We start from the raw sequence: 17,914 nt of genomic DNA, 5'->3' as shown, positions 1-17,914 counted from the left end.
CATATTTTTATTTATGAGGGGTTGAATTCGACTCTTTCTAGTGTTCGAATGCGTTCATTAACCTGTCATCTTGCCGTACACTTTTCATAGTATTGAGCCATTTCATATTTTTTTAAAATGATGAAAGCTAAATATTTCCCCTTTTTGTAAGGCATTTTTTTATATGTTTCCTCTTATATTTAGGTTTTATAAAAATGTTGTTTGGATGAGTAAGTATTTATGTGTTGTGGGACTGTTGATAGGTGTTTTTTTTGACGCCTACACTCAAGGAGTCTCCTACACGCCCAAGTATAGTAATGAGTTTATGAATATCGGTGTCGGTGCTCGCGCGCTTGGCATGGGAGGAGCACATGTAGCATTAGTAGATGATGTGACAGCAACCTATTGGAATCCCGCAGGACTTATGGAAATCAAAAGTAAATATGAAGGATCGCTCATGCATGCTGAATATTTTGCGGGGATAGCTAAGTACGATTATGCGGCTTTTGCAGCACCTATAGATCGAAGCAGTCATATAGGTGTGTCGGTAATACGCTTTGCGGTAGATGACATCCCAGATACGCGTTTTTTATATGACGCCAATGGAGCTATCAACTATAATAATGTCACTTTCTTTTCCGCAGCAGACTATGGATTTGTGCTTTCTTATGCTAGAAATGTAGGTTTTGTGGAGGGTGATGAAGTAGCCAATGGTCTGAGATTTGGCTCTAATATCAAGGTGATTCACCGCAATGTGGGGAAATTTGCCAAAGCTTGGGGATTTGGTATCGATGTAGGTGCTATGTATTATCTCAATAAATATCAGTTTGGATTGATGCTGAGAGATATCTCTGGGACTTATAACTCTTGGTCTCATGAGACAGATCTAGTGGAGGATATCTTTAGTCAGACAGGTAATCAAATTCCTCAAAATGCTACAGAGATCACTTTGCCTAGGGCGATCTTGGGTGTAGCGCGTAAATTTGCTTTTAATGAACAGTTTTCGCTGCTAGCCACGGTTGATTTGGATTTCACTTTTGATGGGCAGCGGAATGTCTTAGTAGGTTCTCAGTTCGGCTCTTTAGATCCTAGAGCAGGGATGGAGCTTGGGTTTAAGGATTTGGCTTTTATCAGATTAGGAGCTGGTAATGTACAGCGTGTGAAAGACTTTAGTGGTCAGCGGTATATGACTTATCAGCCGAATTTCGGGTTAGGTTTTGTGCTCAGCAGTGTCACGATAGACTATGCGCTGACGGATTTGGCCAATCAGTCTGATGCACTTTACTCACATGTTTTTTCTGTCAAAGTTTCGCTTGAAAAGCTCGCATACAACTTCAGAAACTACAAAGGATTTTAATAGGGAAGAGGGAGACGAATGAAAAGAATTTTACTAACACTCATTTTATTTTACAGTGCTTGCCAGTTGTCTTTTGGTCAGAATGGAGACGAATGGATTAATTTTTCTCAGACCTACTATAAAATAAAAACAGCACAAGACGGCATCTACAGAATCACCTATGCTGATATGCAGGCTGCGGGTATTCCAGTGGCGAATATAGATCCTAGACGTCTTCAACTCTTCCATAGAGGACAAGAACAGGCTATAGAAGTAGTCACTGCTTCAGCTGATCAGTTGGCTAGCGGAGATTATTTCCAATTTTTGGGGAAAATAAATGATGGGACATTAGATGAAGCGCTCTATCCTAGTGCTGCTGCGCATACGCTGCCAGATTATAGTTTGTTTGCAGATAGCACGGCTTACTTTTTGACTTGGAGCACTTCGACCAACGGCAAAAGGATACCTACTCAACCCGCTAATAATATTACAGGATTGACAGATTTGACTTATCACATAGCGGAAGTCAAGCAGATTTTGAATGTCAATTTTTCTGCTGGAAGGATTTATCCTGAGGGTCTCTCTGCTACTTCTAGACTTTCTGGATATGATGAAGCTTCAGGTTGGACTGGAGCTCAGATCCGCAAAGGCCAGTCTGTCAACTATACCCTATCTGGCATCACTAATCCTGTGACGACAGGTCCAGTGCCTACATTAGAGATGACGCTAGTTGGTCGAAATAACCAACCCCACAATGTAGAGATCAGGGTAGGGCCAGATGTCAATAACCTGCGATTGGTACGGACTGTCAATTTCGAGTTTCAAAGGTTTGTGAATTTTTCGGATGATCTACAATGGACAGATATCTCCACGACCAACAATTCTATGATTGTCCAAGTGACGGTGGTTGGATTTCCTGAGATCGCAGCTGATTTAGTTTCCGTGAGTAAAATCGAGTTCAGATTTGCGCAAGCCACTAATCAAGCCAATCTCACTGCAAAGCGTTACGAATCTCAAACAAACGTCAATGGCTTTTATCGATTTACGAATAGCGGACCAAACTATTCAGTTTTAGACATCACTGATGAAAATAACATCACTAGACTACAGGGGCAAGTTAGTGGAACGGCTATCAATATAGCACTCACAGCAGGTGCCCAACCAAGAAAACTACTCCTCAATAGAAATGACAATGTCATCACTGGAGCTCCTATCAAAAGGGCTCGAATGAAAGACATCAATAACTCAAATGCGAACTATCTCATCATAGCGCACCAATCTCTGCATACCAGTGCGCTGAATTATGTGGATCCAGTAAGGGCATATGCAGGATATAGAGCCAGTACAGCAGGAGGAGGTTTTGATACGCTGACGATGGACATGGATCAGCTCTATGATCAGTTTAGTTATGGAGAAGAGACTCCTTTGGCGATTTATCGTTTTTTGAGAAAAATGTATAATCAGAGTAGACCAGACTACTTATTGCTCTTGGGTAAGGGAGTCGCGGTGACCACTACAGGTTCTAGAAATGTACGAAATGGCGCTACGCTCAGATATCCTAACTTGATTCCTCCAGCGGGCTTTCCATCCAATGACGACTTTTTCAGTGTAGGACTAGACCCTACCCAGCCAAATAATGCAGCGATCATGACAGGTAGAGTACCTGCTAAGAATCCGACTGAGGTAGCCAATTACCTCAATAAAATGAGAGAAAAAGAGGCTCAAGGATTAGCAGGTTTGTGGCAAAAGGACTTTGTTCAGCTCAGTGGAGGCTTGACAGCGGCTGAGCTTACCAGATACTCTAGATATACCGATGATTTCAAAGCTGTGGCAGAGGATCTTTACTTAGGTGCAAGAGTTACTACCCTTAGAAAGAGAAGTAATAGCTCAGTGGAGCTGATCAACATATCTAATGAAGTCAATAATGGTCTAAACCATGTGACATTCTTCGGGCATGCTGCCGCTACGCTCGTGGATATAGAGATAGGCTATGTGTCTGACGATACGTATGGGTATAGAAATAAGGGTAAGTATCCTGTACTTTTTGTCAATGGTTGTGATGCTGGAAATGGCTTTGCCCCAGGTGTGATTTCCTTTGGTGAGGACTGGATCGTGACAGGTGATAGAGGGGCTGCTAACTTCATAGCACACAGTGATATCGGTATAGATGTGGTCTTGAAGCGCTGGGCAGACATCTATTATGCTACGGCATTTGCAGATAGCAGCTATGTGTACAGGTCCATAGGGGAGATTAAAAAGGAAGTAAATAGAAGATTCTTAGAACAAAATAGTCCTACAGCTGTCAATCTCGCTCAAGTCCAGCAGAATATGCTCTTAGGAGATCCATTTAGCAAGCCATTTGGAGCTAAGAAGGTAGATTATGCAATAGACGAGGGGAGTTTATTTTTAGAAAGCTATGATGGCTCTACTATCAACTCACTGACAGACTCGCTTAGACTTGGTGTGATAGTTAAGAATATAGGGATCGTAGAAGAGAAGCCATTTAATATACATGTTAATAGGGTGCTTTCTGATGGGTCTCAGTTTGCCTACACTTCTCCAGAAATAGATCCGATAAGGTACAGAGATACGGTCTATATCAATTTGCCTAATTCGGAACTTGGAGCCTTTGGCGAAAACTTCTTCAATGTCACTCTTAATAGAGAGCGTACAATCGAAGAAGAAAACTACAATAATAATAGTCAGGTCTTGAGTAGGTTTATCCCACTTAGTGGTTCGATCAATCTACAGCCACTCAACTATGGTATCGTGGATAGTGTAGGTGTAAGACTTCTTGCTCAGACACCTGCTTATTTTGCGGCAGAGCGCAGCTTTACGTTCGAAATAGATACTGCGAGTACATTCAATAGTCCCAATAAGAAAACACAGACGGTGGTATCTTCCACCACAGCAGCATGGGATGTAAATCTTTTTGATAGAATTCCACAGAGAGACTCTGTGACCTTCTATTGGAGGACAAAATTTGCAGATCCGCGTCCTAATGAAGATACCGCTTGGGTCAACAGTTCCTTTACTTATATAGGAGGTAGTGAGGAAGGTTGGACACAAGCATCTTTCCCCCAGTTTCGAGGAAGTTTTGTGGAGGGATTAGAGCAAAATATGTTGACTAGGCAGTGGGAATTTGAGAAGACGAGAACTGAGGTTTCTGTATTCAACTTTGGGGATCAGACTCCAGGATTGACCAATAGAAATGTACAAGTGACGATCAATGGACTACCATACATTTTGGATAATGTCAATAATTTGAATAGTCGTCTTTGTCCAAATAATACTGTAGCAGCAGTGGCTTTTGATCATAATACTACTGCTCCTTATTTGGTGATTTTGCCTCCAAGCTTTGACGTGCTTTTCCCAAGAAGCTGCGGACGTACCCCTCAGGTCATTAATAATTTCCTCAAAGCAAATATAGAGGGAGCAGATCGACTACTCAATCAGTATATAGATGGAGTGGCAGCAGATGATTATGTTTTGATGTTTTCGATTGGGACGGTCACTTATGAGTCATGGCCAGCAGATGTTTTGGCTAAGATGCAGGAGATCGGAGCTTCTCAGACAGATATTCAAGGGCTTACTAATGGAGAGCCATTTATCCTACTGGGTAGAAAAGGCGCTCCCGCAGGTTCAGCTATTTTTATCAAAGCTGATGCAAGCTCAACTACAGCTCCTAGAAGCCAAGAGTTGACATATAATACTAGCGTTACAGGCTTGCTTGACTCTGGGGTTATTCTTTCTCCCAATGTCGGGCCATCAAGTGAGTGGATATCTTTCTTTAAAAGAGCGACTGCTCCAGAAAACTTCATCGAAGGAGAAGTTCGCTTTGATATCATTGGGGTGGATACGCAAGGAAATACTAATATATTGTTTCCAAATGTAAATGCTGACAATGTAGATCTTTCTTCAGTGAGTGCGGCTCAATATCCATTTTTGAGATTGAGATATGAAGTGGCGAATGCTGATACTGATGAAGCCCCACAACTCAAAAAACTACAAGTGCTCTATGAAGGAGTTCCAGAAGGCGTAGCAAAAATACTCAGTGAGGAATCTAACTTTGTGGTGGTAGAGGGTCAGGATGTCAATATTCGTTTTGGCTTTGAAAACATCTCTGGTAGAGACTTCCAAGACTCGATCACTGTCAGATATACCTTGCGCAATACCGCTGAGCAGATCAATAGAGAGGAGACATTTAAGATAGCTGCTGTCAGAGCGAGACAGTCTACTGAATTTGATTTGACATTCAATAGTCAAGGACTGAAGGGGAAAACGGATCTTTTGGTTTTTGTAAATCCACGTGAGCAACAAGAGCAAACTTTCATCAATAATGTCATCGAGATACAAGACTTCATTGAAGTGTCCTTTGATGATACTAATCCTATCCTAGATGTTGCTTTCGATGGACGATACATTTTGGATGGTGATATTATCCAAGCCTCTCCACTGATCACTGTTTCTCTAAAGGATGAAAATGAGTTTTTACTCAAAAGAGATACTTTAGGTGTGGAGATTCAGCTCAAGCAAAACTGTGAAGGCTGTGACTTCAGGAGAATCAACTTTAGTGACCCAAGAGTGAGATGGTATGAGGCGACCAATGAGAGTGACTTTAGAGTAGAATATCAGCCTGATCCACTTGAGGACGGTATATATACCCTACAGGTCAATGCCTCAGATGCTTCTGGCAACACAGCAGGCACTAGACCATATTCGATCAATTTTGAAGTAGTCAATGAGGCTTCGATTACTAATTTTTACCCATATCCGAATCCTTTCTCCACGAGTGTACGGTTTGTATTTACTGTCACGGGTGCGCAGGTACCAGATCAAATCAAGATACAGATCATGACAGTCACGGGTAAAGTAGTCAAGGAGATCCTTCAAGATGAGCTTGGACCAATCCGTATAGGGAATAACATCACAGACTATGCTTGGGACGGAAGAGACGAATTTGGAGACCAGCTGGCCAATGGCGTCTATCTATATAGAGTGATCGTCAGAAGCAACGGACAAGAACTTGAAAGAAGAGCCAGTGCGGGGGATAGAGGGTTTAAGCAGGGATATGGTAAACTGTATTTATTGAGATGACCTATACGGCCTAAATGCAGAGTAAACACCAATTGAAAATAGTTGATCCCTTGTAAGCACTTAAATTCTTAATATTAATTTAACTTTGGGGAAAATGCCAAAGGGAGATATGTTTAGGAGTGTTAAGTTATTAGCGATCAACTTTCTTTATTTTTTTATACTTAGTGTACTCTTGCGAATTACTTTTTTAGGTTATCACTATGACCTAAGCAGTGATTTGACTTTTGGAGAGATGTTGCTCACCTTTTATTATGGTGCAAAGCTTGATTTTTCTATAGCTGCATATGCGTCTTTTTTACCGCTCGTATTGACATTTTTATCTAGGTGGATGAATCCTCAGCTTTCGTTTAGGCTTTACAATGGTTATCTTTTAGTATTAAGTTTATTGATTGTCTTCCTATCGATAGCCGACTTGGAGCTTTTCAGTGCTTGGGGCTTTAGGATAGACACTACCCCATTACTTTATCTTAGCAACCCTAAAGAAGCTATGGCCTCTTCTAGCACTGCGCCATTTTTCTTGTTGGGGATTATACTAGTCGGACTTTCAAGTGTGGTGATCTGGTCTATACGAATTCTTCGAAAGCACGCTTGGATAGATTATACTCAAAAGACTCCGGTCGAGCATCTTATCACTTTAGCGTTACTTTTTGCATTGATTATCCCTGTGAGAGGTGGTTTTCAGTTGGCTCCTATGAATATTAGCCATGTTTATTTTTCTAGTAAGCCATTTGCCAACCAAGCCGCTATCAATGCTACATGGAATTTTCTTTATGACCTGAATATTGATCAGGATCAAAATCCATTTGAGTACTTCCCAGAAGATCAAGTTTCTGACTTAGCAAAACCACTTTTTTATGATTCATTATCGGATGATCGAATTCGTCTTATAAACACAGATCGCCCCAATGTCATCTTTATCATTTGGGAGAGTTTCACTGCCAAAGCTGTAGCATCGCTGGGAGGTAGAAATGTGACGAGCGATTTCGATAGATTAGTTTCTGAGGGAATATACTTCACAGGGCTGCACGCATCCGGTGATCGCAGTGACAAGGGACTGGTGAGTATCATGAGTGGATACCCTGCAGTAGGACAAAAATCTATCATGAAAACTCCTCGAAAGGCAGCAAAACTCCCGAATTTAGGAGATGTTATGCGTAATGCTGGCTATGAGACTGCTTACTACTATGGTGGTGAGATGGAGTTTGCTAATATGAAATCATACTTTCGAAACGGATTCGAGCATTTAGTAGATATGTATGCTTTCGATGAGAAGGATAGAAATAGTAAGTGGGGTGTACATGATCATGTTGTTTTAGAGAGATTCGAGACTGATATCAGTCAAGCTAAGCAGCCATTTTTCTACACGCTTTTTACACTGAGCAGTCATGAGCCGTATGAATATCCTAAAGCTCCATATTTTGAAGGGAGTGACAATGAGACGCTCTTTTTGAATTCTCTGCGATATACTGATGAGTCTATTTTTGATTTTATACAAAAGGCTAAGCAAAGCTCTTGGTGGGATGAAACGCTCATCGTGATCATGGCTGATCATGGCCACCCTTTTCCTGGGAGTTCTGAACCACATGATCCTGAGAAGTATCATGTGCCAATGCTATGGCTAGGTGGAGCAGTAGATCAGCGAGGCCTTGTGATCAATAAGATAGCTAGTCAAACGGATATACCAGCCACTATTTTGAGCCAACTAGACATTTCTTCAAAGCAGTTTGTGTGGAGTGAGGATATCATGAATCCTTCCTATGCTGGTAGAGCATTTTTTAATTTTAAAAATGGATTCGGTGTGATCACAGCTGGTGATACTGCCATCTATGATGCTATAGGAGATAAAGTCATCAAGCTATCGAGCAAGTCGGAAGATGCCCTAAATCAAGGAAAGGCGCTTTCTCAACAAGTCTATGATTTTTTCTTAGGACTGTAGTAGTCTGTTTTTTGTATTCACTTTTTTTTGTGCAGTATATTACCCTCGCTTCTATGAATAGTGCTATTGGACTGTTTTGAAACCTTCTTTTATCTTTTAGTGGTCTTATAGTCTGATGTTTACGTGGATCAGACGTGCTTTTATAATATTTTCGTATGCTATTATTTGGCTTTCAAATCTATTTTTATGTATTATTTGATTTTTGTCAATAAAATAAAATTCAAATTTTTTTTATTGAAATGCATTTTACTATATATTTGTGTCAAGAAAAGGGTAGGGAAATAGTCTTTCTTCAGACTTTTTGATTGGTGATTCGTTTATATGGTTATACTTTACTGATTGATTTTATGGGTTTCTCTGAGGGGGCTTTTTACTTAAAAGGCTCAATGGTTAAGATGGGAGCGGTATATCAGCTCTTATTTACACTATCAGTTCTAAAACTGTTCAGAAAAGCTTTGATCTTTTTTAAAGCAAATTCCTTCTCGAATACACTTTTTCAATACTGCTTTTTCTTCAGTGTAACAATCCCAATCACTTATTTATCAGTGATTTCAATTATGAGTGGTCTTTGTCAGCGTGCGATCGCACTTATCAATTCCCTTATGATGAACTCGCAAATTAGCCTAAGAGCTTTCGAATTGCCTATGTATTATCGTATATGTGATTTATACTCATTGGTTAACGGACAAATTTTCACAACTGAAAAGTCGATAGAGGGACTATACAATGTTTAAGGTGTTTGCACACGATATTCTACAAGCAATTTTTAAGATGATTTCTTTTGAAAGCAAAGGAAAACGCTATTCGTCACTTTTCGGTGCGCTTATTCTATTATTGACTGTTTTCGCAAGCTATACTGGCGTACATGCGCAAGTAGGTGGTGCTACGGGAATTTACACAGATTTTAATGGGTATTATGCTTCTAGGGTAGGATTGATCAATCCTGTCAGACCAGATAATTCACACAATCTTCTAGGATTTACTTGGCAAGGGGTGACATATTCTACAGGGGTAAATGATGCAACACTAACAGCTCAAGGAGTAACTTTCACTGCCAAAAACTTTCAGTCTTTCCCCGTAAGATCAGTTAATTTTGACAACAGCACTTTTGTAGGTCTTGGTCAATTGGTAGACGGAGTAAATAATGGGGTTTCTAGTCCTCCTCCTTTCTCTTTACCTGTTGATTCGGATATTTTAGCTTCTTTTTTGACTAGGGGTGCTAAAGGACTTGATTTTGGCTCTGGTCTCGCAAACGTAGCTGCGGGAACTTTGATTTTTGATTTTGGTGGTATCATTGATCCTACAAAGATCGGTGATGGTGACCCTGATTTTATCGTTTCCCAGTTTGCTGATCCATCAAGTAATTTGGATAGGATATTTTTTACAGATGCAGCTGGTAATGTCATTGGTAATCAAGTTCAAATCAATCAAACAACAGTACCTGTAGTGGGTAACTGGACGGCTGACTTTTATAGATTGAATGGAGCTTCTTTTCAGGCAAACACTAATAGACAGCTAAGACTTTGGGCGGCAGATTTATCTGCTTTTGGTATAACACCAGCCAATTACACTCAGGTAGTCAGTTTAAGATATCAGCTAAATGGAAGCAGTGACCCTGCATTTTTGGCGTTTAGTGAGGAAGTGATCCAATTGGTAACTGCTAATAATGATGTAGCGACTACACAAGAAGGCTCACCTGTATTAATTGATATTTTGGCGAATGACGGGCCAGCTTTTGCACTGAATATTTCTTCACTGACTATCACGCAGGCACCTACAAATGGTACACTAAGTATTAATCCAATCACGGGAGCGGTAAATTATACACCAAACCCTGGTTATGTAGGTGCGGATAGCTTTAGATACAGTATCTGTAACAATAATGCGGCTAATCCTCAGTGTGATGATGCGCTTGTTTCTATCACAGTGACACCATCACCTGCTCCAGCGATTCAAATCGTCAAGACAGCCAATACTCCAGTCTTTAGAAATGCAGGTCAAGTAATTACCTACACATTTGTAGTGACTAATACAGGGAATGTGCCATTGAATAATGTCACGATATCTGACCCTAGACCTAGTTATAGCCAAAATGTAGGTACGCTTAATGCTGGAGCATCAGTAACCAGAACTGTCAACTATACAGTAACGGCTGCGGATATGGGTAACGATGCACTGGATAATACAGCGAGTGTACAAGGTGTCTCAGCAGCTGGTGTGACGGTTAGCGATACAGACGTAGAGTCATTGTGTAGAGGTTTTAGTGAAAACTTTGACGCTGGAACGCCAGCTTGTTGGGAGTTTAGTGGAGCAAGTGTTTCTGGTGGTGAGATAAATTCAGGTAATCTCCCGTCTTCTGCTACAACACCTTTTTTAACTTTTTATGGATCAACTCCTATCTCATTTGACAGAAGTTCGGGTACTGATGGAAGAAGAATTCAAATACAAGTATTAAATGAATCTGGTGTAGTTCAGTCTACAACTAATGTTGATTTTAATTCTGGATCAGGTACGTATACTGGAACGCTGAATTATACAGGAAATGGTAGAATCAGATTCAACTTCGATTTTACAAGTGGTGGAGGTAATGGAAACCCTAGAAGGATATTTTTAGATAATCTATCTATAGGAGCTTGTTTAAATATTGCATTAGGTTGTACACCACCTGCTGTGGCGGATCTTTCTGTAGCAAAGACAGTTTCTAATACTACTCCAAACGTAGGTGATAATGTTGTTTTCCAGGTAACGGCTACCAATCTGGGAACATCCAACGCTACAGGGGTTGCTGTTCAGGATCTTTTACCATCAGGATATACTTTTGTTTCAGCGTCTTCAGGTGCATATAATGCAGGGACAGGTCTTTGGGTCATTGGTAACTTGGCCAATGGCGCAAATACAACCCTATCTATCACAGCGACAGTTAATCCAAGTGGGAGCTACGTCAATACAGCAGAGGTCTCCGCAGCAGAAGCAGATCCAAGTTTAGCCAATAATACAGCCTCAGCTACTCCTAGAGTAAGAGTAGCTAACAATACGATTTCAGCAGATCAAACCCTATGCGTTGGAGATGCTGCGGCTCAGCTCAATGGATCTACGCCAATAGGCGGAAATGGTAATACTTATACTTATCAGTGGCAAATATCTACCAATGGAACAACGTTCACTGATATTGCTGGAGCTACAGGCATTAATTACACACCTGCTGCGCTGACTGCAACGAGATTTTTTAGAAGAGTGGTTAGTTCAGCACCAGCTACAGGAGCTCCTATAACTAGTAATAGTAATATCGTCACGGTTACTGTAAATAATCCTCCATCAACTGCAGTTGCTGGAGCAGATCAGACAATCTGTGGTGTAACATCTACAGTCTTTGCTGGAACTGTACCAACTAGTGGCTTTGGAACATGGTCACTCGTATCGGGTCCAAATACACCAACCATTGTAAATCCTAACTCAGCCACCTCACCGGTTAATGGTTTGGTGCCTGGTACTTATGTTTTTCAGTGGACTGTTACAAATGGTGTGTGTACGGCTTCTTCTGATCAAGTAACTATTACAGTACAGCCAGCGCCAACTACAGCTGCTGCGGGTCCTGATCAAACGATATGTGTTTCTAACACAACCCTTGCGGGGAACACTCCAACAGTTGGTACTGGACAATGGACAGTGGTGAGTGGTACAGCGACTTTTGCTAATGCTGCCAGCCCTACCACAACAGTTACAGGACTATCAACTGGTACTAACGTTTTAAGATGGACGATCAGTAATGGTACTTGTACGCCAAGTACTGATGATGTGACTATTACAGTTAGTCAGCTACCAACTACATCAGCTGCGGGTCCTGATCAAACGATATGTGTTTCTAATACAACCCTCGCAGGTAACACACCAACAGTAGGCACTGGTCTTTGGACAGTAGTAAGTGGTACAGCTACTTTTGCTGATGCTACGAATCCAACAACAACAGTTACAGGATTGTCTACTGGAACGAACGTACTCAGATGGACGATCAGCAATGGTACTTGTACGCCAAGTACTGATGATGTGACTATTACAGTTAGTCAGCTACCAACTACATCAGCTGCGGGTCCTGATCAAACGATATGTGTTTCTAATACAACCCTCGCAGGTAACACGCCAACAGTAGGCACGGGACAGTGGACAGTGGTGAGTGGTACGGCTACCTTCGCTAATGCCACGAATCCTACCACAACAGTTACAGGACTATCAACTGGTACTAACGTTTTAAGATGGACGATCAGTAATGGTACTTGTACGCCAAGTACTGATGATGTTACTATTACAGTACAGCCAGCGCCAACTACGGCTGCTGCAGGTCCTGATCAAACGATATGTGTTTCTAATACAACCCTCGCAGGTAACACGCCAACAGTAGGCACTGGACTTTGGACTGTCGTCTCAGGTACAGCTACTTTTGCAGATGCTACGAATCCTACGACAACAGTTACAGGATTGTCTACTGGAACAAACGTACTCAGATGGACAATCAGCAACGGTTCGTGTGCGCCAAGCGAAGATCAAGTAACAATCACGGTTAGTGAGTTACCAACTACTTCGAATGCTGGAGCGGACCAAGCGCTTTGCGATACTGACAATACAACTTTAGCAGCAAACACACCAACGGTAGGTACCGGTTTATGGACTGTCATCTCTGGTACAGCAGTATTTGCTGATGCTACGAATCCTACAACAACCGTTACAGGTTTATCTACTGGAGCAAACGTACTCAGATGGACGATCAGCAATGGTTCGTGTGCGCCAAGTGAAGATCAAGTAACAATCACGGTAAGTGAGTTGCCAACTCCTTCAAATGCAGGAGCAGATCAGGAGCTTTGTGACACTGATAATACAACTTTAGCAGCAAACACACCAGCAGTAGGTACCGGTTTATGGACTGTCATCTCTGGTACAGCAGTATTTGCAGATGCTACGAATCCTACGATAACAGTTTCAGGTTTATCTACTGGAGCAAACGTACTCAGATGGACGATCAGCAATGGTTCATGTGCGCCAAGCGAAGATGAAGTAACGATTACAGTAAGTGAGTTACCAACTCCTTCAGATGCAGGAGCAGATCAGGAACTTTGCGATACTGACAATACTACACTAGCTGCTAACACACCAACAGTAGGCACTGGACTTTGGACTGTCATCTCTGGTACAGCAGTATTTGCAGATGCTACGAATCCTACCACAACAGTTACAGGTTTATCTACTGGAGCAAACGTACTAAGATGGACAATCAGCAATGGTTCGTGTGCGCCAAGTGAAGATCAAGTAACAATTACAGTAAGTGAATTACCAACTACTTCGAATGCTGGAGCGGATCAGGAACTATGCGACACAGATAACACTACTTTAGCAGCAAACACGCCAACAGTAGGTACTGGTCTTTGGACAGTAGTAAGTGGTACAGCAACTTTCGCTGATGCTACGAATCCTACCACAACAGTTACAGGACTATCAACTGGAACAAACGTACTCAGATGGACAATCAGCAACGGTTCATGTGCGCCAAGCGAAGATCAAGTAACGATTACGGTAAGTGAGTTGCCAACTCCTTCAAATGCAGGAGCAGATCAGGAGCTTTGTGACACTGATAATACAACTTTAGCGGCAAACACACCAACAGTAGGTACTGGACTTTGGACTGTCGTCTCAGGTACAGCAACTTTCGCTGATGCTACGAATCCTACGACAACAGTTACAGGATTGTCTACTGGAACGAACGTACTCAGATGGACGATCAGCAACGGTTCGTGTGCGCCAAGCGAAGATGAAGTAACGATTACAGTAAGTGAGTTACCAACTCCTTCAAATGCAGGAGTGGATCAGGAACTATGCGATACTGACAATACTACACTAGCTGCTAACACACCAGCAGTAGGCACTGGACTTTGGACTGTCGTCTCAGGTACAGCAGTATTTGCTGATGCTACGAATCCTACAACAACTGTTACAGGCTTATCAACTGGAGCAAACGTACTCAGATGGACAATCAGCAATGGTTCATGTGCGCCAAGCACTAGCGATGTTACAATCACGGTTAGTGAGTTGCCAACTCCTTCAGATGCAGGAGCAGATCAGGAACTTTGCGATACTGACAATACAACTTTAGCAGCAAACACACCAACGGTAGGTACAGGTCTATGGACTGTCATCTCTGGTACAGCAGTATTTGCTAATGCGACTAACCCGACAACAGCAGTAAGTGGACTTTCAGTAGGTACAAACGTATTAAGATGGACGATCAGTAATGGTACTTGTACTCAAAGTACTGATGATGTGACTATTACAGTTAGTCAGCTACCAACTACATCAGCTGCTGGAGCAGATCAGGAACTTTGCGATACTGACAATACAACTCTTGCAGGTAATACGCCAACGGTTGGTACTGGACTTTGGACAGTAGTGAGTGGTACAGCAGTATTTGCTGATGCGACTAACCCGACAACAACAGTAAGTGGACTTTCAGTAGGTACAAACGTATTAAGATGGACGATCAGCAACGGTTCGTGTGCGCCAAGTGAAGATCAAGTAACAATCACGGTTAGTGAGTTACCAACTCCTTCAAATGCAGGAGCAGATCAGGAGCTTTGCGACACAGATAACACTACTTTAGCAGCGAACACACCAGCAGTAGGCACTGGTCTATGGACAGTAGTAAGTGGTACAGCAGTATTTGCTGATGCTACGAATCCAACAACAGCAGTAAGTGGACTTTCAGTAGGTACAAACGTATTAAGATGGACGATCAGCAATGGTTCGTGTCCTTCAAGTGAAGATCAAGTAACAATTACAGTAAGTGAATTACCAACTACTTCGAATGCTGGAGCAGATCAGGAACTTTGCGACACTGACAATACAGCTTTAGCTGCTAACACACCAGCAGTAGGTACTGGACTTTGGACTGTCGTCTCAGGTACAGCTACTTTTGCTGATGCTACGAATCCTACGACAACAGTTACAGGTTTATCCACTGGAGCAAACATATTAAGATGGACAATCAGCAACGGTTCATGTGCACCAAGCACTAGCGATGTTACGATCACGGTTAGTGAGTTACCAACTCCTTCAGATGCAGGAGCAGATCAGGAACTTTGCGATACTGATAACACTACCCTTTCAGCAAACACACCAGCAGTAGGCACTGGTCTATGGACTGTCATCTCTGGTACAGCAGTATTTGCTGATGCGACTAACCCGACAACAGCAGTAAGCGGACTTTCAGTAGGCACAAATGTACTCAGATGGACGATCAGTAACGGTTCGTGTGCGCCAAGCGAAGATGAAGTAACAATCACGGTAAGTGAGTTACCAACTCCTTCAGATGCAGGAGCAGATCAGGAACTTTGCGATACTGACAATACAACTTTAGCAGCAAACACGCCAGCAGTAGGCACTGGACTTTGGACAGTAGTAAGTGGTACAGCAGTATTTGCTGATGCTACAAATCCAACAACAACAGTTTCAGGTTTATCTACTGGCACAAACGTACTAAGATGGACGATCAGCAACGGTTCGTGTCCTTCAAGCGAAGATGAGGTTACAATCACGGTTAGTGAGTTACCAACTCCTTCAGCTGCAGGAGCAGATCAGGAGCTTTGCGATACTGACAATACAACTTTAGCAGCGAACACACCAGCAGTAGGCACTGGTCTTTGGACTGTCATCTCTGGTACAGCAGTATTTGCTGATGCTACGAATCCTACGACAACAGTTTCAGGTTTATCTACTGGCACAAATGTACTAAGATGGACGATCAGTAACGGTTCATGCGCGCCAAGCACTAGTGATGTTACGATCACGGTTAGTGAGTTACCAACTCCTTCAAATGCAGGAGCAGACCAAGCACTTTGTGATACTGACAATACTACACTAGCTGCTAACACACCAGCAGTAGGCACCGGTTTATGGACTGTCATCTCAGGTACAGCAACTTTCGCTGATGCTACGAATCCAACAACAGTAGTAAGCGGACTTTCAGTTGGAACGAACGTACTCAGATGGACGATCAGCAACGGTACTTGCACACCTAGTACAGATGATGTTACTATTACGGTAAGTGAGTTACCAACTCCTTCAAATGCAGGAGCAGATCAGGAGCTTTGTGATACTGACAATACTACACTAGCTGCTAACACACCAACAGTAGGTACCGGTTTATGGACTGTCATCTCTGGTACAGCAGTATTTGCTGATGCTACGAATCCAACAACAGTAGTAAGCGGACTTTCAGTAGGCACAAACATATTAAGATGGACGATCAGTAACGGTTCGTGTTCTTCAAGCGAAGATGAAGTAACGATTACAGTAAGTGAGTTACCAACTCCTTCAAATGCAGGAGTGGATCAGGAACTATGCGACACTGACAATACAACTTTAGCAGCAAACACGCCAACAGTAGGCACGGGACAGTGGACAGTGGTGAGTGGTACGGCTACCTTCGCTAATGCTACGAATCCTACGACAACAGTTTCAGGTTTATCTACTGGAGCAAACGTACTAAGATGGACGATCAGCAACGGTTCATGTGCGCCAAGCGAAGATGAAGTAACGATTACGGTTAGTGAGTTACCAACTCCTTCAGATGCTGGAGCAGATCAGGAACTTTGCGATACTGACAATACTACACTAGCTGCTAACACACCAGCAGTAGGCACTGGTCTATGGACAGTAGTGAGTGGTACAGCAACTTTCGCTGATGCGACTAACCCGACAACAGCAGTAAGCGGACTTTCAGTAGGCACAAACGTACTCAGATGGACAATCAGCAACGGTTCATGTCCTTCAAGCGAAGATGAGGTTACAATCACGGTTTATGAAGCTGTTACTAATAATCTAATTAGTTCAGATCAGACAATTTTAAATGGAGAGATACCAGCGGAACTGATAGGTTCTCTTCCAGTTGGAGGTAATAGTACTTACGATTATCAATGGCAATCTTCAACAAACGGAGGTTTAAATTGGAATGATATTACATCAGCTACTGGACAGAATTTTCAGCCTGGAGCTTTATCTCAAACAACATTATTTAGAAGAGTAGTCTCTAGTGCTAATTGCGCAGATGTAATTAGCAACACTGTCTTGATCACTGTTGATCCAGCTACTGATCTTGCCATTTTAAAAACAGTTAATAACAATGCGCCAAATGTTGGAGACAATATTGTTTTCCAACTTTCAGTAACTAATAATGGGCCAAGTTCAGCTACAAATGTTGAAGTTAATGACCTTCTTCCTAATGGCTATAACTATGTTTCTGATAATGGAGCAGGAGCTTATAATAGTGCCACTGGTATTTGGACTATCGGAAATTTAGGGGTTGGCGCAAATATTACCTTAGAAATCACTGCTTCAGTAAATGCTAGTGGAGATTTTACCAATGTAGCGATTGTGTCTGGTGATGAGACAGATCCAATTTTGACTAACAATCAAAGTAGTGTAACTGTAAATCAAGTGAATGTTATCGTAGCCAACGATGATCCAGAGACGATCAATGGTTTTGTAGGCGGCAGCTTCAATGTATTGGCAAATGATACATACAA

General features: G+C 42.1%; 4 protein-coding genes. All 4 read left to right on the top strand.

The genetic code is table 11. The features are described from left to right. Nucleotides 1–205 precede the first annotated feature (205 nt). Complete coding sequence (locus I5349_RS13375; protein WP_226391292.1) at nt 206–1,336, top strand: putative type IX sorting system protein PorV2; 1,131 nt, start codon at nt 206–208, stop codon at nt 1,334–1,336. Between the two features lie 18 nt (nt 1,337–1,354). Further along, complete coding sequence (porU2, locus tag I5349_RS13370) at nt 1,355–6,412, top strand: putative type IX secretion system sortase PorU2 (protein WP_226391291.1); 5,058 nt, start codon at nt 1,355–1,357, stop codon at nt 6,410–6,412. Nucleotides 6,413–6,506: 94 nt separating this feature from the next. After that, nucleotides 6,507–8,348, top strand: coding sequence for an LTA synthase family protein (locus I5349_RS13365; protein ID WP_226391290.1), 1,842 nt, complete (start codon nt 6,507–6,509; stop codon nt 8,346–8,348). 771 nt (nt 8,349–9,119) lie between these two features. Continuing rightward, a partial coding sequence (locus I5349_RS13360; protein WP_226391289.1) for a PKD domain-containing protein occupies nt 9,120–17,914 on the top strand: 8,795 nt, incomplete at its 3' end.

The organism is Penaeicola halotolerans (assembly GCF_016464625.1).
In the GTDB taxonomy this organism is placed as follows: Bacteria; Bacteroidota; Bacteroidia; order Cytophagales; family Cyclobacteriaceae; genus Penaeicola; species Penaeicola halotolerans.
The sequence above is the reverse complement of the archived record's forward strand: the minus strand, read 5'-3'. Positions and strand labels throughout refer to the sequence as shown.